We start from the raw sequence: 21,539 nt of genomic DNA, 5'->3' as shown, positions 1-21,539 counted from the left end.
CGATGACGCGCATGCGGATCCGAATCGATTTCGACAGCGGCGGCTCCATCGGCCCCGGCAAGATCATGCTGCTGGAGCGGATCCGCGAGACCGGCTCGATCTCCGCCGCCGGGCGGACTCTGGGCATGTCCTACCGCCGGGCATGGCTGCTGGTGGACGACCTCAACCGCATCTTCCGCGAACCGGTCGTCAATGCCGCGGTGGGTGGAAAGCAGGGCGGCGGCACGGTTCTGACCCCCTTCGGCGAGCAGGTCATCGACCATTACCGCGCCGTCGAGCGCGAAGCCCATGTGGCGACCGCCCACCGGCTGGCGGCGCTGGCGGCGGCGATCGACCCGGATTACGGAGCGGACAAGCAAGCCGACGACGGCAGCTTCGCCAACGATCCGGGACTGAAGCCGGGATGCGGAACGGAGTAAGGGCCGCCCCACTCCCTCAATAATCCTTCTCGTAGACCAGTCCGAACTCCGTGTCGGAATTGCCGCCGACCGAGGCGGTGCCCTTCAGGTTGTTGGTGATGTCGATCTCGACCTTCGCGCGGCTCTGGTTGGCGCCGATGCCCTGTTCGACGCCGACATAGACACGGTCGCTGACATAGCGGCCTGCCTGGACCGCGCCGCCCTTGCCGTTCTCGCCCTGGGTGAAGTCCAGCCGGTCGACGCCGATGCTGCGGCGAACGCGGTCGAGGATGCCGCCGCCCCCGCCGCCGACGCCGGCCAGCGCCGCCGCCGACTGGGCGAGCTGTACCGCCTCCCCCGCGCTCAGGTCGCCCACAGACTTGCCGAACAGCACGCCGGCCAGCACCTCGTCCTGCGGCAGTCCCTGGGGCGAGGTCAGCTCGATCTTCGGCTGGCGCGCGGTGCCGCTGACCACCACCTGCGCGGTGATGCCGTTGGCCGTCGCCTCGGCCAACAGGTCCAGCCGCGGATCGAGACCGCCGTCGAAGTCGAAGATGCCGCGCTTGAACTCGAAATTGCGGGCCAGCAGGTTCAGGCTGCCCTTCAGGATGGTGAAGCGGCCTGTCAGCTCGGGCGCCGCCGCGGTCCCGCCGACGCGCAGATTGCCGCCAAGCTCCGCGTCCAGCCCGCGGCCGCGCACGAAGATCTGGTTCGGCGCGTTGACCGTCATGTCGAGCGCCAGCACGAAGGGCGTTGCGGCAGGCGGACTCTCGTCCGGCTGCGGTATGCGCCGTGTGCCCCCGGACGTAGAGACCTGGGTGGTGCCGCGGGCACGGCCCTTGCCGACCTCCGTCACCTTCAGGTCGACGACGCTGGCCGGCATGCGGTCGGGGATCTGGATTTCGGCACGGCGGATATCGACCGGCCCGGCCAGGCGCGCATTGGCGAAGCCGCCGGTCAGCGTCAGGTTCGCGCCGATCTCCGCCGTCGCGATGTCGAGTTCCACCAGCCGGGCATTGTCGGCCTTCAGCGCGATGTCCAGCTGCCGGTCGGCGGGGGCCGCCGGACGGATGACGCCGCTGGCGCTGATGGCACCACCGTTGCGGGTCCGTCCCTGGAAGCTCTGGATGGTGAAGACGTCGCCCTCGCCGACCAGACGGGCCTGGATGTTGCTGATGACCGCGCCGGACGCCCGATTCTCGTAGCGCCCGTTCGCCAGGACGACCGAACCGCCGAGCGACGGCTTCTCCACCGTGCCGCCGGCCCGCACGTCGAGCTGCAGCGACCCGCGCGCCCGGTCGCCCGAAGATGCCAGAATGTCGTTCGCCAGCGACAGGTCCAGCGTGCCGTTGACAGCCGCCTCCAGCGCGCCCTTCGGCGGCAGGCTGACGGCATAGCTGTCGGGGTCCATCACCAGCGGCACGGCGGCGTTGGCGGTCAGGGTGCCGGCATTCTTCGGCATGGCGATGCGGCCGGTCATCGACAGGCGGCGGTCGCGCCACTGTGCATCCAGCGTCGCGTCGATGCCCGGCAGCCCGGCCTGCGTCGTCTGCTGCGCCTTCAGTCCATTCACGCGCAGGGTGGCGTCGGCCCGCGGGCTGCGCAGCGTACCGCCCAGCGAGGCGCGCGCGTTGGCGACCCCGTCCAGCCGCAGAGCCGGGCTGGCGAGCTTGGCCAGTGCCAGCGGCAGGCGGTCGATGGTCATCTCGCCGCTCAGCCGGTCGCCGTTCAAGCCGAGGTCGGCGGCGAGCCGGGCATTGCCCGACGCCAGCCGCAGGTCCTTCACCTCGTAGCGGCGCTCGGCCAGCAGGATGGTGGCCGGGGCGGTCATCCGCAGATCCTCCCCGGCATAGCGCGCCTGGAGCCGGTCGAGCCGGATGCGCGTCCCCTCCCCCTCCCTAGCCAGAGTGCCGGCGAGGTCGAGCGCGACCGGCTGGGCGCCTGCACCCGCGGCGTTGGCCTGGAAGGAGGCCTTCGCCAGCGAGCCATCGACCGAGGCGGTGACATTGCGCAGCTCGTTGCCGGCGGCGTTGCCGTTGGTCATCTCGATCCGCGCCTTGCCGCTGGCGGTGCCGAGCGCGTCGGCGACATCGGCCCTTGCCGTCAGGCGGCGGGCGGTCAGCAGCGGACCGCCGTCCCCATCCACCCGCAGATTGGTGGCGTCAGCCGTCAGGTTGGCCGCCTGCTTGCCGCCCTTGCCGTCGAGCGCCAGCGCAAAGGTCGCCGCGCCGCCGAGCGGCATGCCGGCCAGCGCCGACAGCCCGTTCAGGTTCGGCAGCGCGCCATCCAGCTTTCCGGTGGCGAGCAGCGTGTCGAGCGCCACCTGCACTTGGCCGGTGATGCGGTTCGACCCGTTGGCGATGGTCAGCCCATCCAGCCGCAGGGTCTGCTCGCGCAGTGCATAGCGTCCGTCGAGCGACAGCGGCGTCTTGTCCAGGGTGGTGCGGGCCGACAGAGTGCCGTTCGGCGTCGCCGGCAGGCCGGCAGCGGTGGCCTGCAGTTCCGTAGCGCCCAGACGGCGGCCCTGGACCACGAGGTCGCGTGCATTCAGTTTCGCCTGCGCCTCGATGGCGTCGAGCGGACCGCGGGCGGTGGCCTCCAGCGTCGCCGCCCCCTCCATCGGGGTGCCGAGCGCGCCGCCCAGCGGCTCCAGCTTCGCCACCGTCAGGGTGGTGCGGGCATCGACCCGGTTGTTCGCCAGTGCGGCGTTGCCGGTCAGCTTGCCGTTGCGGCCGTCCACCGTCAGGTCGGTCAGCCGCATGGCGCCGTCCTGCTCCAGCCGCGCCGCCAGCGCCAGCGTCGCCTTGTCGCCCAGCACCGCGTCGGCCGGCGTGCCGGTGGCGAGACGGTCGAGGCTGCCGGTCAGTTCGGTGGTGATCGCACCGTCGGCAGTGCGCCGCACCGGTCCGGAGAGGGCCACCGCCCCGGCCAGCGGCCGGCCGGCGAGGTCCGACAGCGGGGCGAGGTCGTCGGCGCTGGCCGACAGCGTCAGGTCGGCGGTCCGGCCCCAGCCGCCGACGGTCCCCTTCGCCTCCGCCCGCGCCGCGGCGGCGGTCAGCGCCAGCGTTTCGAGGCCAATCTGCCCGCTGCCGACGTCGATCCGTGCGCGGGCGGCCAGCACCGTCTCCGGCCCGGTCAGACGGGACAGCGCCGGATCGTCGGCGGCGAGGTCGCGCAGCGTGGCGTTGACCGCGACATTCAGGGCATTCAGCGCGCCTTCGGCGGAACCCTCGACCACACCCTCGCGCCAGGACAGCGGCACCAGCGGGTGCAGGGTGGAGTCCGGGCCGGCCTGCAGGGTCCAGCGCAGGTTCAGGCTGTTGTAGTCGGCGGCGATGTCGCCGGTCACCGTCGCGGTCGCGGCGGCAACGGTCAGGGCCAGCGGACGGACGGAGATGGCGCCGGTCGGCGCCCGCAGCAGGCTGGCGTTCAGCGTCGGGGTGGGGCCGATCAGCGGCGTCACCGTCTCCCCCGCCAGCCCGGCGATCAACGGGGCGAAATTGCCGCCGGCCGCAAGCGTCAGAGCGTGGCCTTCCGGCCCCTTCCTGATGGTAACATCGGCGTTCAGGGTGCCATCGGGGGCTGCAACCTCGCCCGCCATGGCTGTGAGCTTGCCGGCCCAATCGTCCAGCGTGCCGTTGCCCTTCAGCGTCACCTGCACCAGTGGCAGTCCGGGCATGGACAGAGCGCGCGCCATGACGCCGCCAGCGGGTTCCGACGCGTCGACCGAGAGAGACAGCGTGTTCGCGTCCGGTTTGAAGGCGGCCACCAGATCGGCCTTGCCCGGCTTGTCGTCGATGCGCGCCACCGACAGGGTGGTGTTCAGCGCACCGCCGCTGTGTTCCAGCAGCAAGGCGCCTTCGATGCGCAACGCCGCCTGTTCGCCCAGCAGTGCCGGCGCCAGCTCCAGCCGCTCCACCACCAGCTTCTTCAGGTCGATGTCCACCGGCAGGCTGGGCAGCAGCGGGGCGTTCGGATCGGACGGTGCCGCCGGCTGGGTGCTGACGGGGGCTCGGGTGACGACGATTGAGGCCGCTTCCAGGGCGTCGATCTTGGCGCTGCGCAGGAACAGGGCGGACGGCGACAGCACCACATGCAGCCGCTCGATGGTCAGCCAGACGCCCTGGCTGTCGGACAGCGTGACGGTGGCTATGGTGAAGTCGGTGGGAAAGCCGCCCTCGATGGCGCCCAGCTTGAGGTGCATGTCGGGCGATTCGACGGCGCCCTCGATCTTCTCCGTCAGCCATTCCCTCGTGGAATCGCCGAACAGCGAGAAGGCCCTTGCGGGTTGCGGACCGGCCAGCAGGCCGGCCAGGATCGTCAGACCGACCAGAAGAATGCGAACCGCCGTCACACCACGCCCTTTCACCAGCACGACCACCCCGGACAGGGCCATCTTTGTCTCAACCTCAATAAGCGGTCATCGTCGCGAAGGATCGGGACGATTTTGCGCCATCAGAACGCCTGTCCCAGGCTGAGATACAGCTGCCAGCGCGCATCGCCGCTCGCCGGGTTGAGGGGGACGCCGACATCCACGCGCAGGGGACCGAAGTCGGTGTAGTAGCGCAGGCCGACGCCGGCGCCGACGCGCAGCGGCTCGCTGAAATCGGGATAGGCCGAATCATAGACCGTACCGGCATCGACGAAGGGGACGACACCGATGCTCTCCGTCACCTTGATGCGCAGCTCCGCCCCGATCTCGAACAGCGACCGGCCGCCGACGGGATCGTCATAGCGGTCGCGCGGCCCCGCCTTCTGGAAACCGTAGCCGCGCACCGACCCGCCGCCGCCGGCAAAGAAACGGTGGTCGGGCGGGATGTCGGTCAGCGAGGTTCCCAGGATGCTGCCCAGCCCGACCCTGGCCGCGGCGACATAGCGCCCGTCATTGCCGAGATCGTAATAGGTGGAGCCGTTGAGCCGCACGGAGGTGAAGGGCGACTTGGTATCGCCGCCCACCGGGAACCACGGCGTCACCTGCAGGGAGGCCCGCTGGCCGGAGGTCGGGTTCAGCAGATTGTCGGTGCCGTTCCAGGCGGCACCCAGCGGCACGCCGATGAAGGCGGTCTGATAGGTGGTGTCCTTCGTCCGCACCCGACCGCGCTCGCTGGTCACGCCGTAGCTGACGGTCAGCTGCTCGGTCAGCGGCCGTTCGAGCTTGACCGTCAGTTCCGAGGCGACACGGCTGTAGGCCGGCGGCTGGTCGTTGACCACGGCGAAATTGACCACCAGCGATTGCTTCACCGCCAGGAAGTCCGGCTTGCGGAAATTGACGCTGAAGCGCAGGTCCGGCAGGTCGTTGCCGGTGCTGGAACTGCCGCCGGAGGACCCGGCGACCCGGCCCACATCGACCCCGACACGCAGCTGCTCCGCCCCGCCGAACAGGTTGCGGTGTCCCCAATAGGCGTTGGTGCCCAGCCCGTCCTCGGTCGAGAAGGTGAGGCCGCCGCCGATGAAGCGGCGCTTGCGCTCGCCCACCGTGACGATCACCGGCGTGACGCCGTCCGGCCCCGGCTCGTCCGCCATGCGCACGCGCACGGTGTCGAAGACCTGCAACGCGGCGATGTCCTGGCGCGCCCGGTCGGTGGCGCCGGGATCGTAGACCTGCCCCTCCGTCCAGGCCAGCCGTCCGCGCACCAGATCCTCGTCGACCTTCTCCAGCCCTTCGATCCGGGTGGCGCCATAGCGGGTCAGCGGACCTGGATTGAGGGTGTAGGCGACATCCATCGTCCGGTCGGAATGGTCGACGACGACCTCCCGGTCGGATGCCTTGGCGAAGGCGTAGCCGCGCTTGGCGAGCCGGCCGACCAGCGCCGTTTCGGCATCCAGCACCCCCTGCGCCACCGCCGGCATTCCGGCGGCGAGACCGAGTTCCTCGGTCGCCAGCTCCCCCGGCAGGGTCGTCCCGTTGGTGCCGCGCACCGTCACCGTCTTGATGTGGTAGAGCGGACCCGGTGTCACCGCGACCGTCACCTTGACCGGAGGCGCTTCCCCACCCGCCGGCAGGGTGCCGGTGGCCGCCGGATCCTCGATGCGGATGTCCAGCCGAGCGTCATAGTAGCCGGCGGAACGCAGCGCGGTCTGCAGGCGGTCGCGGTCGCTGTCCGCCCGCCGTTCCAGCCCGATCAGCGAGGGCGGCGCGTCGCCCTTCAGCTCCACCAGCGTCGAGGCGTCGTTGAGCGTGCCGCGCAGGCCGTCATCCTCGACACCGGTGATCTCGACGTCATAGCGGACGCCGGACGGCCTGACTTCCTCCTCTGCCGGCTCCTCTGCCGGAGCGTCGGAGCCGGGCTGGGCGCCGGGAACGCCGTCGACCGGCGAATTCTGGGCGCGGCCCGAGCCCGACGGCCCGAGCAGCAGCAGGGCGGCGACCAGCGGAGCGGCGATGGGGGCCTTGAAGGGCGCGGCTGCAATCCGGGTTGCGGCGGCCATTCTGCGGCGGGAAGCGGAAGCGAAGCGGATCATCGCCCACAATGTAGGCTGCGACCACGCATGGCTCCATCCCGGAAATTCGCGTTAGGCCAAAGGGCACGGCGCTTGCGTTTTTCCTGCGGATCCATATATTGCGCCGCAACAGTTTCCCCGACAGCGCCCACGGATTAATGTTCGTTGGGCCTTTTTGTTGTTTGTGGCATGACGCTGCTGCGTGTCGGGGGTGCCCTTGCGAGACCGAAGGCTCCATGAATCTCCGTAACGTCGCCATCATCGCCCACGTCGACCACGGCAAGACCACGCTGGTCGATCAACTTCTCAAGCAGGCCGGCTCGTTCCGCGAGAACCAGCAGGTCGCCGAACGCGCCATGGACTCCAACGACCTGGAGCGCGAGCGCGGCATCACCATCCTGGCCAAGTGCACGTCGGTCCTGTGGAACGACCTGCGCATCAACATCGTCGACACGCCGGGCCACGCCGATTTCGGCGGCGAGGTCGAGCGCATCCTCTCCATGGTCGACGGCGTCGTGCTGCTCTGCGACGCGGCCGAAGGCCCGCTGCCGCAGACCAAGTTCGTGCTGGGCAAGGCCCTGAAGCTCGGCCTGCGCCCGATCGTCGTCATCAACAAGGTGGACCGTCCCGACGGCCGTCCGCACGAGGTGCATGACGAGGTGTTCGACCTGTTCGCCTCGCTCGACGCCTCGAACGAGCAGCTGGACTTCCCGACCCTGTTCGCCTCGGGCCGCAACGGCTGGGCGACCACGGACCTGGAGAACGGCGCCCGCGAGACGCTGACCCCGCTGTTCGAGCTGATCCGCGACCATGTCCCGGCCCCGAAGGTCGAGGAAAACCTGCCCTTCAGCATGCTGGCGACCACGCTGGAAGCGAACCCGTACCTGGGCCGCATCCTGACCGGCCGCATCCTGACCGGTTCGGTCAAGGTCAACATGACCGTCAAGTCGCTGAGCCGCGACGGCAAGCTGGTCGAGAACGCCCGCATCAGCAAGGTTCTGGCCTTCCGCGGCCTGGAGCGCGTTCCGGTCGACGAGGCCCATGCCGGCGACATCGTCGCGCTGGCCGGCCTGACCAACACCACCGTGGCCGACACCATCTGCGCGCCGGAAGTGGGCGAGCCGCTGGCCGCCCAGCCGATCGACCCGCCGACCCTGGCCATGACCTTCTCGGTCAACGACAGCCCGCTGGCCGGCCGCGAAGGCGACAAGGTCACCAGCCGCATGATCCGTGACCGCCTGATGCGTGAGGCCGAGGGCAATGTGGCGCTCCGCGTCACCGACACCGAGGGCGGCGACGCCTTCGAGGTGGCCGGCCGCGGCGAGCTGCAGCTGGGCATCCTGATCGAGACCATGCGCCGCGAGGGCTATGAGCTGGCGATCAGCCGCCCGCGCGTGCTGTTCAAGACCGATCCGCTGAACGGTCAGCGCCTGGAGCCGATCGAGGAAGTCGTCGTCGACGTCGACGAGGAGTTCTCCGGCACCGTCGTCCAGAAGATGGCCGAGCGCAAGGCCGACCTGATCGAGATGCGCCCCAGCGGCGGCAACAAGACCCGCATCGTCTTCCACGCCCCGTCGCGCGGCCTGATCGGCTACCAGGGCGAGTTCCTGACCGACACCCGCGGCACCGGCATCATGAACCGCCTGTTCCACGGCTACGCCCCGTTCAAGGGGGCCATCGCGGCTCGGCGCACCGGCGTTCTGATCTCCAACAGCGACGGCACCGCGGTCGCCTATGCGCTGTGGAACCTGGAGGATCGCGGCCCGATGCTGATCGATCCGGGCGTTCCGGTCTATCAGGGCATGATCATCGGCGAGCACACCCGCGGCAACGATCTCGAGGTCAATGTCATCAAGGGCAAGCAGCTGACGAACATCCGCACCACCAGCAAGGACGAGGCGGTTCGCCTGACCCCGCCGATCCAGATGACCCTGGAAAAGGCGCTGTCCTACATCTCCGACGACGAGCTGGTGGAGGTGACGCCCAAGTCCATCCGCCTGCGCAAGCGCTACCTCGACCCGAACGAGCGCAAGCGCCACTCGCGCGCCGCCGAAGCCAGCTGATCGGGGTTGGCGTTTAGCGTAGAGTACTGGCATCGGTTGCCCCCTCCCTAACCCTCCCCCGCTTCGCAGGGGAGGGAACTCCGCCGCCCCGCGACAGACTCCCTCCCCCGCCCAGCGGGGGAGGGTCGGGGTGGGGGCAAACGCTTGTTAACTGACACCACCCGCGAGGACACCCCCGCATGGCGATGGCGACCGACGCGAAGTCCCCCGGCTCCCCATCCCTCTCTCCTCGCCGGCTGTGGTCGCGGATCGGCCCGACCGGGCTGTTCGCCCTGATCCTCGCACTGTTGATCGCCGTGCCGATCCTCGCCGTCTTCGTCCAGGCCGCCGGCGTCTCCACCGACCTGTGGGGGCACATGGCGCGGACGGTGCTTCCCGGCTACATCCTCAACACCCTGATCCTGCTGGGCATCGTCGGCGTGGTCACGCTGGTGACCGGCGTCGCCTGCGCCTGGACCGTCACCATGCACGACTTCCGCGGGCGCGGGGTGCTGCAATGGCTTCTGCTGCTGCCGCTGGCCATGCCGGCCTATGTGCTGGCCTACACCTACACCGACTTCCTACAGTTCGCGGGGCCGCTGCAGTCCTTCCTGCGCGCCAGTTTCGGCTGGCGCCGCAGCGACTATTGGTTTCCGGACATCCACACCGCCTGGGGCGCCGGGCTGGTGCTGTCGTCGGTGCTGTACCCTTACGTCTATGTGCTGACCCGTGCCGCCTTCCTCGAGCAGTCTGTCTGCGTTCTGGAGGCCAGCCGCACGCTGGGCTGCACCCAGTTCGGCGCCTTCCGCCGCGTGGCGCTGCCACTGGCGCGGCCTGCGCTGGTGGCCGGCGTCGGCTATGCCCTGATGGAGACGCTGGCCGATTTCGGCGCGGTCCGCTATTTCGGCATCGACACCTTCACCGTCGGCATCTACCGCACCTGGTTCGCGCTGGGCGACCCGGCGGCGGCGGCGCAGCTGGCCGCCGTCCTGCTGCTGGTGGTGCTGGCGCTGGTCGGGCTGGAACGGCTGTCGCGCGGGCGGATGCGCTTCCACCAGACCACCGGCCGCTATCGCGCCCTGCCCGCCCCGCGCCTGTCGGCCCGCGGCACCTTGGTCGCCTGGATCGTCTGCCTGACACCGGTGCTGTTCGGCTTCCTGCTGCCCGGCGCCGTGCTGATCCGCATGATCCTGCGCGGCGGCACCGAACTGACGCTCGCCCGCTTCACCGACCTGACGGTCAACACCTTCATCCTCGGCGCCAGCGGCGCCGCGCTGGTCGTCGTGGTGGCGCTGTTGGTGATCCATGGCGTGCGTCACGACCGCAGCGGACTTGCCACCGGAGCGGCCCGGCTCGCCTCGCTCGGCTATGCCACGCCGGGCACGGTGATCGCCGTCGGCATCCTCATCACCGTCGGTCTGACCCGCGACTGGACCGGCTGGCCGGTCGGTGCGCTTCTCGGCGCCACCATCGCCGGCATTCTCTACGGCTACCTGATCCGCTTCTTCGTGGTGGCCTATGGGCCGCTCGAATCCGGCTTCGCCAAGATCGGCCCGAATCTGGAAGGGGCGGCTCGCTCGCTCGGCCATACGCCGCTGCAGGTGCTGCGCCGGGTCCATCTGCCGCTGCTGCGCCCCAGCCTTCTCAGCGCCGCCATGCTGGTGTTCGTCGACATCACCAAGGAGCTGCCGGCGACGATGATCCTGCGGCCCTTCAACTTCGACACGCTGGCGATCGAGGCCTTCCGCATGGCCTCGACCGAGCGGCTGGACGACGCCGCCCTGCCCGCCCTGGTGATCGTGCTGGTCGGGCTTGCCCCGGTCATCTATCTGAGCCGCACCATCGCCTCGTCGCGCCCCGGCCATCGCGGATAGCCGCGGCTCACGCCCCGTTGCGGCTTTCCATCCTCTCCTCGCACGGCGGCTCCACCACAAGCGGAGGCGCCGTCGGACGCCGGGCCCGCAGCCTCTCGCGCTCCTTCCAGCGCCGGAAGGCATGCTCGTTCCACCAGCCGCGCAGCCGGCCGCCCAGGACGGTGACGCGCTGGTAGAGCGGCCGGCGCCGGCTGGTGACGCGCACCGGCTCCAGCGCCAGACCGACCGACGTGATGATGTCCTCGTCCATGTCGCGCACGATCAGCTCGACCCCGCCCATGCGCACCCGGTCGCCCAACTCGCAGGAGCCGCCGAACTCGTTGCGCAGCAGGTCGCTCAAGGTCAGCCGGGCGTTGGACAGCGACAGCGGCAGGCCGTACATCTCGGCGATCTGCTCCACCGTCGCGTCGGGGCTCAGCACCAGATCGCCGTAGAACTCGCGGTCGGACTGGTCGAGCGCGCGGCTGCCGCCATAGAGCTTGTCGATCAGCGGCAGCCGGTGCTGCGGCGTGAACAGATAGACATGGTCGCCGGGCTGCAGCGGCTTGGCCTTGTGCAGCGGCACCACCGCTCCGGCGCGGATGACCAGCGACGGCTTGGCCCAGCGCGGCATGCGCTGCCCCCGCGCCGCCGGGCTCTTGCCATGGACGGTGTAGGCCACCAGTTCCTGGTCGGCATTGCCGGGAAGCTCGAGTTCCACACGCTCCACCGGTCCGCGCCGGGGTGGAACGATCAGCTCCAGCACACGGGCCATGCTGCCGATGGTCCAGCCCTGCACCAGCAGCGAGACGACCACGACGACGAAGGCGGTGTTGAAGATCAGCTGCCCGTTCTCCAGCCCGCCAAGGACCGGAACCAGCGCCAGCAGCAGCGAGACGGCGCCGCGCAAGCCGACCCAGGCGATGAAGCTGGTCTCGCGGACCGAGAAGCGGAAGGGCAGCAGGCACATCCACACCGCCAGCGGCCGGGCGACGACGATCAGCACCAGCGCGACGCCGAGCGCCGGCAACAGCATGTCCGCGAACTGCCGCGGGGTGGCGAGCAGGCCCAGCATGACGAACATGACGATCTGGCTGAGCCAGGTCAGGCCGGAATGGAAGCGCCGCAGTTCCAGCGCGCCGCGCAGCTTGACGTTTCCGGCATAGAGCCCGGCGGCATAGACGGCGAGATAGCCGCTGCCGCCCATCACGTTGGTGGCGGCGAAGATGAACAGGGCAAAGGTCAGCGTCACCACCGGGTTCAGCCCGGTCTCGAAATTCGCCTTGTTGATGAAGGCCACCAGCAGCCAGCCGCCGGCCAGCCCCATCACCCCACCCAGCGCGAAGGCCAGCACCAGTTCGCTGACGATGGCCACGGGCGACGCCAGACCATGGGTCGCCGCCTCCACCAGCAGGATGGTCAGCATGATGGCGACCGGATCGTTGCTGCCCGATTCGATCTCCAGCGTCGAGCGGACCCGGTCGCGCAGCGTGATGCCGCCGACGCGCAACAGGAAAAAGACCGCCGCCGCGTCGGTGGAACTGCAGGCGGCGCCGACCAGCAGGGCCTCCCACCAGCCGAGAGACATCAGGTAGTGGGCAGCCACGCCGACGACGCCGGTGGTGACGGCGACGCCGACCGTTGCCAGGGTCATCGCCGGCCAGGCCGCGGCCTTGTAGCTGGCCAGCTTGGTGTCGAAGCCGCTTTCGAACAGGATCACCGCCAGCGCCATCGACCCGATCAGGAAGGCGGAACCGGCATCGTTGAAGGCGATCCGGCCGATGCCGTCCTCCCCCGCCAGCAGGCCGATGCCGAGGAAGATCAGAAGCAGCGGGGCGCCGATGCGCAAGGCGAGGTAGCTGGTCAGCACGCTGACGATCAGCAGCGTGGACCCGATAAGAATGATGTAGCTGACCGCCTCCATAAGCCCCACACGCCGTTGGCATCAGGCCGCCCTGTGGCGGAACCCGTTGATTTTGACGGCATCCCCGCACATCCGCAAGGCGTAGGAGTTGGAGGCGGTCATTCGGATAGGCTGTACGCTTACGATACCAGCTTCCAGCTTCCGTCAGCTTGTCGGCAGGCGGTGCCGCGCGCGACCTCGGTCCGGCCCTCGATCACCACGGTATGGTTGTAGTCGCGGCAGGTCTGGCCACTGTTGCCCTGATAGGTGCGCACCGGCTGGATCGTGCCGCTGTTGCCCGATTGCGGGTTGTTCCAGGTGATGGTCTGGTTGTTGGCGACCGCACGCTCCTCCGCGTCCGACGCCCGGTTCTGGTCGGCCGGCGTGAACTGGCGCGCCAACTGCTGGCCGGCATAGGCGCCGAGCAGCGTGCCGATGGCCGTCGTCGCCAGTTTGCCCGCCCCGCCGCCGAAACGCGAGCCGAGCAGGCCGCCGGCGACGGCGCCGCCCAGGGTTCCGACGGTCTCCGAGGTGTTCATCCCGCCGATGCCGCCGCTGTTGCCGGTCTGGCAGGCGGCCAGCGACAGGGCCGCGGTGGCGGCGATGGCGGTTGCGCGCAGGCGGTTGGTGATGCGCCGCATGGTCGTTCCCCCGTGTCAACGTTGCACGATCAAAGTCCGGTCAACGCTCGTGGGGTTAAGAGGTTCCCTTCGAAAGAGTCAGGACCAAAAGATCAGGGGGCGATGGAAGCAAAATGCGATTCGGCGTGTTTAGACATCGAACAGTCAACACGAGGAGGGTTGCATGATGTCCCGTTTGCGTCTGATCGGTGCGGTGTTCGCGCTTCTTTCCCTCACCGCCTGCTCGACTGGCGGCGTCGTCGGCGGTGCGGCCGGCGCGGCCGGCGGTTACGCGGTGGACGGCACCCGCGGCGCCGTGATCGGCGGCCTGGGCGGTGCGGCGCTCGGCACGGCCATCGACCATTAAAGCGCCGCTCCCCACCCGGAGCTATCCCCGCACCGGCTCGCGTACCGCTTCCCGCGGGCCGGTCGCGAAGACGGCGAGCGCGTCCTGCAGTTCCGGCAGGACGCGCTCCACCGCCGCCTCGCCCTCGCGGATACAGTCGTCCGCCCGGTCGAACTCGGTCAGGCCGATATGGCCCAGCCGCGGCACGATGTGGACGTCCGGCGGATCGCCGGCCAGGCGTGACCGGGTGATGCGGTCGGTGACGATACCCAGCGACGACACCATGACGCCGAACAGGCTCGGCCCTTCATAATCCCGGCGGAAGATGCGCCGGGCCAGAGCGCCGATCCCGCTTTGCGTGCGCTCCGGCATCTCTCCATCCACCAGCCGCAGCAGGTCGAATCCGGCGGCGGTCGGCACACTGGCGCCGGGCTTGCGCGCCTTGCCCAGGATATCGCCGGCCAGATTGACCGCGATCACCATCTGCGCCCCCAGCGCCCGGCAAGCCGATACCGGCACCGGATTGACCAGCGCGCCGTCGATCATCCAGCGCCCATCGATCAGCACCGGCGGAAACACCCCCGGCAGCGAGAAGGACGCCCGCATCGCATCGACCAGTTCGCCGCGCTGCAGCCAGACCTCGTGTCCGGTCACCAGATCGGTGGTGATGGCGGCATAGGGACAGGGCAGTTCCTCGATCCGCTGATCGCCCAGATGCAGGCGAAGCTCCGCCAAAAGCCGATCACCGCTGATCAGCCCGCCGCCCTGGCGCAGCCGAAGGTCGAGATAACCGACGATCTTCAGCCGGGTCAGGTCGCGCACCCACTCTTCCAGAGCGTCGAGCTTTCCCGCCAGATGGATGCCGCCGACCAGCGCCCCCACCGAGGCGCCGCAGACGATGTCCGTCTCGATTCCATACCGCTTCAGCGCCCGCAGCACACCGATATGCGCCCACCCCCGCGCAACCCCGCCGCCGAGCGCAAGGCCGATGCGCGGACGCCGCGCGTTGCCGTCATGACCGTTGGCGCCGTTTCCACTCGGACCGTTCCCGTTCACCATGGGTTTTCCCCTTTTGCCAGCAGCACGGATGTCCGCCATGCCGATCATCCGCAATCTGGCACGAAAGCGGTAAAGGAAGCCTGTATCCGGAGCCCGACCGGCACGCCGACCGGTGGACAAAGCCGAAGCCCATGGGCTAAGCCATCCGCAACGGACAAGAGATCGGATTCGACCGTGACGAACAAGAGCGGCAAGCCCCTGCGCCTGGATGCGGCGACCGAACGGCTGGTGGCGCGGATGTGGCGCGAGTGGGTGCGGCCCTATCGCGGCAAGCTGATGCTGTCCTTCCTGCTGATGGCGGTGGTGGCGGCCACGACCGGCGCCTATCCGCTGCTGATCGACCAGTCCTATGCCATGTTCTCCGCCCAGGACCGCGGCATGCTGCTGGCGATTCCCCTGGCAATCGTCGCCGTGACTGTGATCAAGGGCGTGTCGCTCTACTCGCAGACCGTGGTGACCAGCGACATCGTCCAGCGCGTCATCGCCGACATCCGCCTGTCCATGTTCGCCCATCTGCAGACCGCCGACATGGCCCAGCTCCATGCCACGCCGACCGGATCCCTGACGTCGCGCTTCATCAACGACGTGGATCTGATCCGCAACGCGCTGTCGCGCACGCTGACCGGACTGGTGCGCGACATCCTGACGGTGATCGCGCTGGTCGGGTCGATGTTCTATCTCGACTGGTTCCTGTCGCTGATCGTCTTCATCATCTATCCCATCGCCGCCGTGCCCATCGTCCAAATCGGCAAGCGCCTGCGCCGCGTCTCGCGCGACACCCAGGCCCAGATGGGCGACATGACCTCGCTGCTGACCGAAAGCCTGTCGGGCGCGCGCATGGTCAAGACCTACAATCTGGAAGACTATGAGCGCACCCGCGCCGGCCGTGCCTTCCACGACAATTACCGGCTGACGATGAAGGCGGTGCGCGCCCGCTCGCGCATCGACCCGATGATGGAAATGCTGGGCGGCGTCGCGGTGGCGGGCGTGATCGCCTTTGCCGGCTACCGCATGACGATGGGCGAGGGTTCGGTCGGCGCCTTCTCCGGCTTTGTCGGCGCGCTGCTGATGGCGGCCCAGCCGGTGCGCGCCATCGGCACGCTGAACGCCGCCCTGCAGGAGGGGCTGGCCGCCGCCCAGCGCATCTTCGAACTGCTGGACCAGCAGCCGACCATCCTGGAGCGGCCGGACGCCAAGCCGCTGGCCGTGACCGACGGTGCGGTCGCCCTGCGCGGCGTCCGCTTCTCCTACGAGGAGGGCGGCGACACGCTGAAGGGCATCGATCTCGACGTTCCGGCCGGCAGCACGGTGGCGCTGGTCGGGCGCAGCGGTGCCGGCAAATCCACAGTCTTCAACCTGATTCCACGCCTTTACGACGTGACGGGGGGCGAGGTGCTGGTCGACGGCCAGGACGTGCGCGGCGCCACCCTGCGCAGCCTGCGCGGCGCGGTGTCCATCGTCAGCCAGGACACGGTTCTGTTCAACGACACGGTGCGGGCCAACATCGGCTTCGGTCGGCTGGATGCCGGGATGGAGGAGATCGTCGCCGCCGCCAAGGCCGCCGCCGCCCATGATTTCGTCTCGAAGCTGCCGGAGGGCTACGACACGGTGATCGGCGACCGCGGCGTGAAGCTGTCGGGCGGCGAGCGCCAGCGGCTGGCGCTGGCCCGCGCCTTCCTGAAGGACGCGCCGATCCTGCTGCTGGACGAAGCGACCAGCGCACTGGACAGCGAATCGGAGCGTCTGGTGCAGGCGGCGCTGGAACGGCTGACGGCGGGCCGCACCACCCTGGTGATCGCCCACCGGCTGGCGACCGTGCGCAATGCCGACCGCATCGTGGTGATGGAAGGCGGCAGCATCATCGAACAGGGCACCCACGAGGCGCTGCTGGCCGCCGACGGCGCCTATGCCCGGCTGTGCCGGCTGCAGTTCGGCGAGGATGAGGTTCGGGCGGGGGCTTGAGTGTTCTCACCGATTGCCCCCTCCCCATCCCTCCCCCGCCCTTGGCGGTGGAGGGGGTAGAACGCTTGGTGAGGTTTGGCAAAGGAGAGGCGGCAGTCCCCTCTCCCTCGATCGGACCGGCCTTCGGCCGGCCGAGGGAGGGGGAGGGTTAGGGAGGGGGCAATGGCCCCGACAACTCCCTCACTCCGCCGGAAACACCATCACCCGTTCGGCCGCCATCGCAGCCGACAACTCCTGGCCGGCTTGGACGTCGACATGGCCCGGCAGGCGGGCGTGGACCTCGGAGGCGCCGCCCGGCAAATCCAGGCAGACACGCGTCGCCGGTCCCAGGAAGCTGGAATGGCGGACGCGCACCGGCACCGCGTCCGAACGGGCGCCCAGCGGCACCAGCTCCAGGTCCTCCACCCGGCAGGCAACCTCCACCCTGGTCCCGCCTGGCAGGTGCGGCGCCATGATCCGGCCGAGCGGCGTGACGATCTGGCCGTCGCGAACCGTCGACTGGAAGCGGTTGACCTCGCCGAACAGGCGGGCGACGAAGCTGTTGGCCGGGCGCTGGTAGAGGTTCACCGGCGTGTCGGCCTGGACGATCCGGCCGGCCTCCATCACCACCACACGGTTGCCCATCTCCATCGCTTCTTCCGGGTCGTGGGTGACGACGATGGTGGCGATGCCGCTGGCGCGGATGATCCGCACCACCTCTTCCCGAACCGAACGGCGAAGCTGTTCGTCGAGGGCGGAGAAGGGTTCGTCCAGCAGAAGGACCTTGGGGTCGCGCGCCATGGCGCGGGCAAGCGCCACCCGCTGCTGCTGGCCGCCCGACAGCGTGTGCGGGTAGGCGTCGGCGTAGCGGGTCAGCGCCATGGTCTCGAGCAGTTCGGCCACCCGGCGCTTGCGCTCGGCGCGCGGACGGTCGGTCTGGCCGAAGGCGATGTTGCCCGCCACCGTCAGGTGCGGGAACAGCGCGAAATCCTGGAACATCATGCCGACCGGCCGCCGTTCGGGCGGCAGGGAACGGTCGGCGGTGGCGAGCGGCACCCCGTCCACCGTGATCGTGCCGGCCTGGACCGTCTCCAATCCGCTGATGAGCCGCAGCAAAGTCGATTTGCCGCAGCCCGACGGGCCGACGATGCAGACCACCTCCCGCGGGGCGACCGACAGCGACACGCCGTCGACGGCGGTCAGCGGCCCGTAGCGGTGGGTGATGCCCGTAAGGACGACGGACGATTGAGAGGGGGCGGACGAATTCACGGTGAACGGGGCGTCGGTCATTGTTACTTCCAGCCGGCACGGTCCATGATGCGCAGCGCCTGCGGGGTGTAGGCGGCGAAGGCGGCGGCGTTGACGTCGGCGGCCTTGAAGGTGCCGAGCTTCACCAGCTCCGGATGCGGCTGGACCGCCGGGTTCACCGGATACTCCATGTTGCCGTCGGCGAACAGCCGCTGCGCCTCGGGGCTCAGCAGATATTCCAGCAGCTTGCGGGCGCTCTCCTGGTTCTTGGAGGTCTTCACCACGCCGGCGCCGCTGAGGTTCACATGGGTGCCGCGATTGTCCTGGTTGGGGAAGATCACGCCGATCTTGGAGGCGACCTCGCGGTCCTCCTGCTTGGCCGAGGTGATCAGCTTGCCGACATAATAGGTGTTGGCGATGGCGACATCGCCCTCGCCCACGGCGACCGCCTTGATCTGGTCGGTGTCGCCGCCCTGCGGCGGACGGGCAAGGTTGGCGACCAGACCCTTCACCCAGGCTTCCGTCTTCTCTTCACCCTGAGCTTCGATCATCGAGGCGGTCAGGGCCAGGCTGTAGGGATGGGTGCCGCTGCGGGTCAGGACGCGGCCCTTCCACTCCGGCTTTGCCAGATCCTCGTAGTTCTTGATCTGGTCCGGCTTCACCCGGTCGCGGGCGTAGACGACGATACGGGCACGGCTGGACAGACCCCACCAGGCGCCGTTCGGGTCGCGCAGATTGGCCGGGACCTTGATGGCGTCGAGCGTCGGCGAGGCGACCGGGGCGAGCAGCCCTTCCTTCGCCGCGGAGGCCAGACGGCTGGCGTCCACCGTGATGAACAGGTCGGCAGGGCTGCTGGCGCCCTCAGACTTCATGCGCTGGATCAGTTCGTCGTGATTGCCTTCGATGATGTTGACCTTGATGCCGGTCGACTTCGTGAAGGTTTCATAGATGACGCGGTCGGTATTATAATGTCGCGAGTTGTAGACATTCACTTCCTGGGCCTGGACGGAGAAGGCGGTCAAGGCACCGACGGCAAAAGCGATCCCAGCAAACTTGTCGACGAACATTCTACACTCCCGAACTGCGAATGACTCTCAAGATTCTTAGAATGGATATCATTCGCAACACAGACTGTCGAGCCAGGATTTACCCGAAGGTGGATGCGGCCTGAGCGGCCTGCATCCGCAGCAGATCGGCCAGCGCCTCCGGCGCCATCGGCCGGCCGAAATAATAGCCTTGCATCAGGTCGCAGCCGACCGACACCAGGAAATCGCGCTGCTCCACCGTCTCCACCCCCTCGGCGACGGTGGTCAGTCCCAAGCCGTGCGCCATGCCGACGGCGGCGCGGACCAGCGCGTTGTTCTTCGGATTGTCCGGAACGTCGATGACGAAGGCGCGGTCGATCTTCAGCTTCGCCACCGGCAACTGCTGCACATAGCTGAGCGAGGAATAGCCGGAGCCGAAATCGTCGATTGCCGCCTGGATGCCGAGATCGGCAAGTTCCCCCAGGGTGCGCACCGCCACCTTCAGGTCGCGCACCGCCGCCTGCTCGGTGATCTCAAGCCCCAGATGGCTGCGCAACGACGGATGCCGGCCCAACAACTCCTCCAACCGCAGCGTCAGGTTGCCGCGCAGGAACTGCTGGCCGGAAATGTTCAGGAACACGCGGTCGGGCAGCACGCCCTCCTCCTCCCACCGCGACATCTGGGCGACGGCGGAGGCCAGCACCCAATCGGTGATGGGGACGATCAGCCCGCTTTCCTCCGCCACCGGAATGAACTCCCCCGGCGGGACCGGCCCCAACGCATGGTGGGTCCAGCGCAGCAGCGCCTCCGCCGACCGGACACGGCCGTGGCCGTCCACGATGGGCTGATAGACCAGATGCAGTTCGTTGCGTTCGATGGCGTGGGTGAGATGCATGGTCAGCAACATCCGCCGCGTCGCCGCCGCCGCCATTTCCGGGGTGTAAAAGCAAACGGCGTTGCCGCCATTGTGCTGCACCGCCTGCAGGGCCAGCTTCGCCTTGGCGTTCAGATCCTCCAGCGTGCTGACCGACTCGTCCTGCACAGCCGCCCCGACCGACAGCCGGAGCCGCACCCAATGGCGGTCGGCATAGATGGAGGCGGTCAGCCGGTCATGCAGGACCCCGGCCAGCGTGCGCGCATGCTCGCCATCGGCAACCCGCGACAGCGCCGCGAATTCATCGGCGGCGATGCGGCAAATGATGGTGTTGGGGGGCAGAACCTCCATCACCCGGCTGACCATGGCCTTCAGCGCCGCATCGCCGACATGGAAGCCGAAGGCCTCGTTCACGTCGCTGAACTGATCGACGTCGAGCGAGAAAAGCGCGAACAGCTCCGCGCCCGCCGCCTCCCCTTCCGCGGTGCCGTGCTCGGCGAACAGCGCCTCGCAATCCTCCAGGAAAGCGGTGCGGGTGAGGACGCCGGTCAGCGGGTCGTGCCGCGCCAGATAGGTGGCGCGCTGTTCGGCCGCCAGACGGTCCGAAATGTCGCGGATGATGCCGACGAACGTCACCTCCTCCCCCAGCCGCGCCTGGCCGACGCTGAGATGGATGGGAAACACGGTGCCGTCCTTGCGCTGACCCAGCGTGTCGCGACCGATGCCGATGATCCTGGCCCGGTCCGTCTTCATGTAGCTGTCGATGTAGCGGTTGTGGTCGCGCGAGAAGGGAGGCGGCATCAGGATGGTCATGTTCCGCCCGACCAGTTCGCCCTCCTCATAGCCGAACAGCTGGCAGCAGGCGCGATTGATGGAGCGGATGATGCCGCTGCGGTCGGACACGATGATGCCGTCGACCGCGGCATCGAGCAGTGTGCCGATGAAGGCATCGCGACAGGTCACGAACTCCGCGATGCGGTCGGGATCGCCCGTCCGCTGGAACAGGCCGAGATACCCAACCGCCTCCCCTCCGGCGTCGCGATGGGCCAGCACGCTGCCGCTGAGAATCGAGCGTCGGCCGTCACGGCCGGCCGTCAGGCAATCGAACGGCGCCGCACAGCAGGACGGCGATCGGCCGACCGTCGCGATGGCCGTCCCCAGCGCTGCGATCGCAGGATGTTCGAAGCCGGCCAGGGGGTGGCCGACGAGATCCTCCGGTTTGCGGTCCAGGACGGCGGCGAAGCTCGGGTCGGCATGGCGGAACACAAGGTCGCGGTCCACATAGACCAGCCCCCCCCCGCCACCGTCGGACGGACTGGCGGCCAGCAGGCTGGAGGCCAGCGAAGCCAGAAAGGCCGGATCTCGAGGCAGGGTGGCGGCACGGCCTTCCCGGACGGAAGCATCGCCGCCGGGACAGCTGACTTCGGAGCCGTTCATCTGATCCGCCGGTTGTAGATTCACGAAGCGATCCGTCTTCTCTGCTGGTCACTGTCCGCCGCCCTGTCGAAACAGGATGAGGCAAACCATACTCTCAATTGAACACCCAACGGAGGTATTATGACCCCTAACGGCAACTTTTCCAACATTTGGCCGGGCTGCGGCATACCGATGATTCGCATGGCCGCCGGAGCGTGATGCGTCGGCACTCTAGCGGTTGATGTCGGATGCGCGATTGACATGGTTCAATGCGCAATGCCGTTTCCGGGAATAATCGACCGCCACCCGACGCACCGCCACAGCTTTTGCGCGTGTGGCCTGCGACAATTCAGTGGCATCGCACACTGGCATC

General features: G+C 68.7%; 13 protein-coding genes. 5 read left to right on the top strand and 8 right to left on the bottom strand.

What is annotated here, in order from left to right:
* Positions 1-2 precede the first annotated feature (2 nt).
* Positions 3-419 carry a winged helix-turn-helix domain-containing protein gene (locus A6A40_RS04495; protein WP_063634322.1) on the top strand — a complete coding sequence of 139 codons (417 nt, stop codon included), beginning with the start codon at positions 3-5 and terminating at the stop codon, positions 417-419.
* Positions 420-435: 16 nt separating this feature from the next.
* Here A6A40_RS04495 and A6A40_RS04490 read toward each other — a convergent pair whose 3' ends face one another.
* Together A6A40_RS04490 and A6A40_RS04485 are read right to left on the bottom strand one after the other, a co-directional pair.
* Positions 436-4,794, bottom strand: coding sequence for a translocation/assembly module TamB domain-containing protein (locus A6A40_RS04490; protein ID WP_063634321.1), 4,359 nt, complete (start codon positions 4,792-4,794; stop codon positions 436-438).
* A gap of 59 nt (positions 4,795-4,853) precedes the next feature.
* Entirely contained in the window at positions 4,854-6,827 is a 1,974-nt protein-coding gene (locus A6A40_RS04485) for an autotransporter assembly complex protein TamA (protein WP_082860853.1), read from the bottom strand.
* 248 nt (positions 6,828-7,075) lie between these two features.
* On the opposite strand from A6A40_RS04485, the gene typA reads away from it, so the two are divergent.
* Together typA and A6A40_RS04475 are read left to right on the top strand one after the other, a co-directional pair.
* On the top strand, positions 7,076-8,902 hold the full coding sequence (gene typA, locus A6A40_RS04480) for a translational GTPase TypA (protein WP_063634319.1): 1,827 nt from the start codon (positions 7,076-7,078) through the stop codon (positions 8,900-8,902).
* A 179-nt stretch (positions 8,903-9,081) separates the two neighbouring features.
* Positions 9,082-10,755: an ABC transporter permease gene (locus tag A6A40_RS04475; RefSeq protein WP_063634317.1), complete on the top strand. Its 1,674-nt coding sequence runs from the start codon at positions 9,082-9,084 to the stop codon at positions 10,753-10,755.
* A gap of 7 nt (positions 10,756-10,762) precedes the next feature.
* Here the strand turns inward: A6A40_RS04475 and A6A40_RS04470 are convergent, their stop codons facing one another.
* Positions 10,763-12,658: a potassium/proton antiporter gene (locus A6A40_RS04470; protein WP_063634315.1), complete on the bottom strand. Its 1,896-nt coding sequence runs from the start codon at positions 12,656-12,658 to the stop codon at positions 10,763-10,765.
* A 119-nt stretch (positions 12,659-12,777) separates the two neighbouring features.
* Positions 12,778-13,278: an RT0821/Lpp0805 family surface protein gene (locus A6A40_RS04465; protein WP_063634313.1), complete on the bottom strand. Its 501-nt coding sequence runs from the start codon at positions 13,276-13,278 to the stop codon at positions 12,778-12,780.
* Positions 13,279-13,441: 163 nt separating this feature from the next.
* On the opposite strand from A6A40_RS04465, the gene A6A40_RS04460 reads away from it, so the two are divergent.
* Positions 13,442-13,624: a hypothetical protein gene (locus A6A40_RS04460; protein ID WP_063634311.1), complete on the top strand. Its 183-nt coding sequence runs from the start codon at positions 13,442-13,444 to the stop codon at positions 13,622-13,624.
* Positions 13,625-13,645: 21 nt separating this feature from the next.
* Here A6A40_RS04460 and A6A40_RS04455 read toward each other — a convergent pair whose 3' ends face one another.
* On the bottom strand, positions 13,646-14,662 hold the full coding sequence (locus A6A40_RS04455) for a patatin-like phospholipase family protein (RefSeq protein WP_063634309.1): 1,017 nt from the start codon (positions 14,660-14,662) through the stop codon (positions 13,646-13,648).
* A gap of 174 nt (positions 14,663-14,836) precedes the next feature.
* On the opposite strand from A6A40_RS04455, the gene A6A40_RS04450 reads away from it, so the two are divergent.
* Positions 14,837-16,624 carry an ABC transporter ATP-binding protein gene (locus tag A6A40_RS04450; RefSeq protein WP_082860724.1) on the top strand — a complete coding sequence of 596 codons (1,788 nt, stop codon included), beginning with the start codon at positions 14,837-14,839 and terminating at the stop codon, positions 16,622-16,624.
* 180 nt (positions 16,625-16,804) lie between these two features.
* Here the strand turns inward: A6A40_RS04450 and A6A40_RS04445 are convergent, their stop codons facing one another.
* The 3 genes from A6A40_RS04445 to A6A40_RS04435 form a co-directional block, all read right to left on the bottom strand.
* A complete protein-coding gene (locus A6A40_RS04445; protein WP_063634307.1) occupies positions 16,805-17,893 on the bottom strand; it encodes an ABC transporter ATP-binding protein in 1,089 nt (362 codons plus the stop codon).
* Positions 17,894-17,895: 2 nt separating this feature from the next.
* Positions 17,896-18,918 (bottom strand): Fe(3+) ABC transporter substrate-binding protein, encoded by a 1,023-nt coding sequence (locus tag A6A40_RS04440; protein ID WP_063634305.1) that lies wholly within the window; start codon positions 18,916-18,918, stop codon positions 17,896-17,898.
* Between the two features lie 79 nt (positions 18,919-18,997).
* A complete protein-coding gene (locus A6A40_RS04435) occupies positions 18,998-21,187 on the bottom strand; it encodes a bifunctional diguanylate cyclase/phosphodiesterase (RefSeq protein ID WP_063634303.1) in 2,190 nt (729 codons plus the stop codon).
* Positions 21,188-21,539: the final 352 nt, after the last annotated feature.

It is taken from the genome of Azospirillum humicireducens (genome assembly GCF_001639105.2).
Classification (GTDB): Bacteria; Pseudomonadota; Alphaproteobacteria; order Azospirillales; family Azospirillaceae; genus Azospirillum; species Azospirillum humicireducens.
The sequence above is the reverse complement of the archived record's forward strand: the minus strand, read 5'-3'. Positions and strand labels throughout refer to the sequence as shown.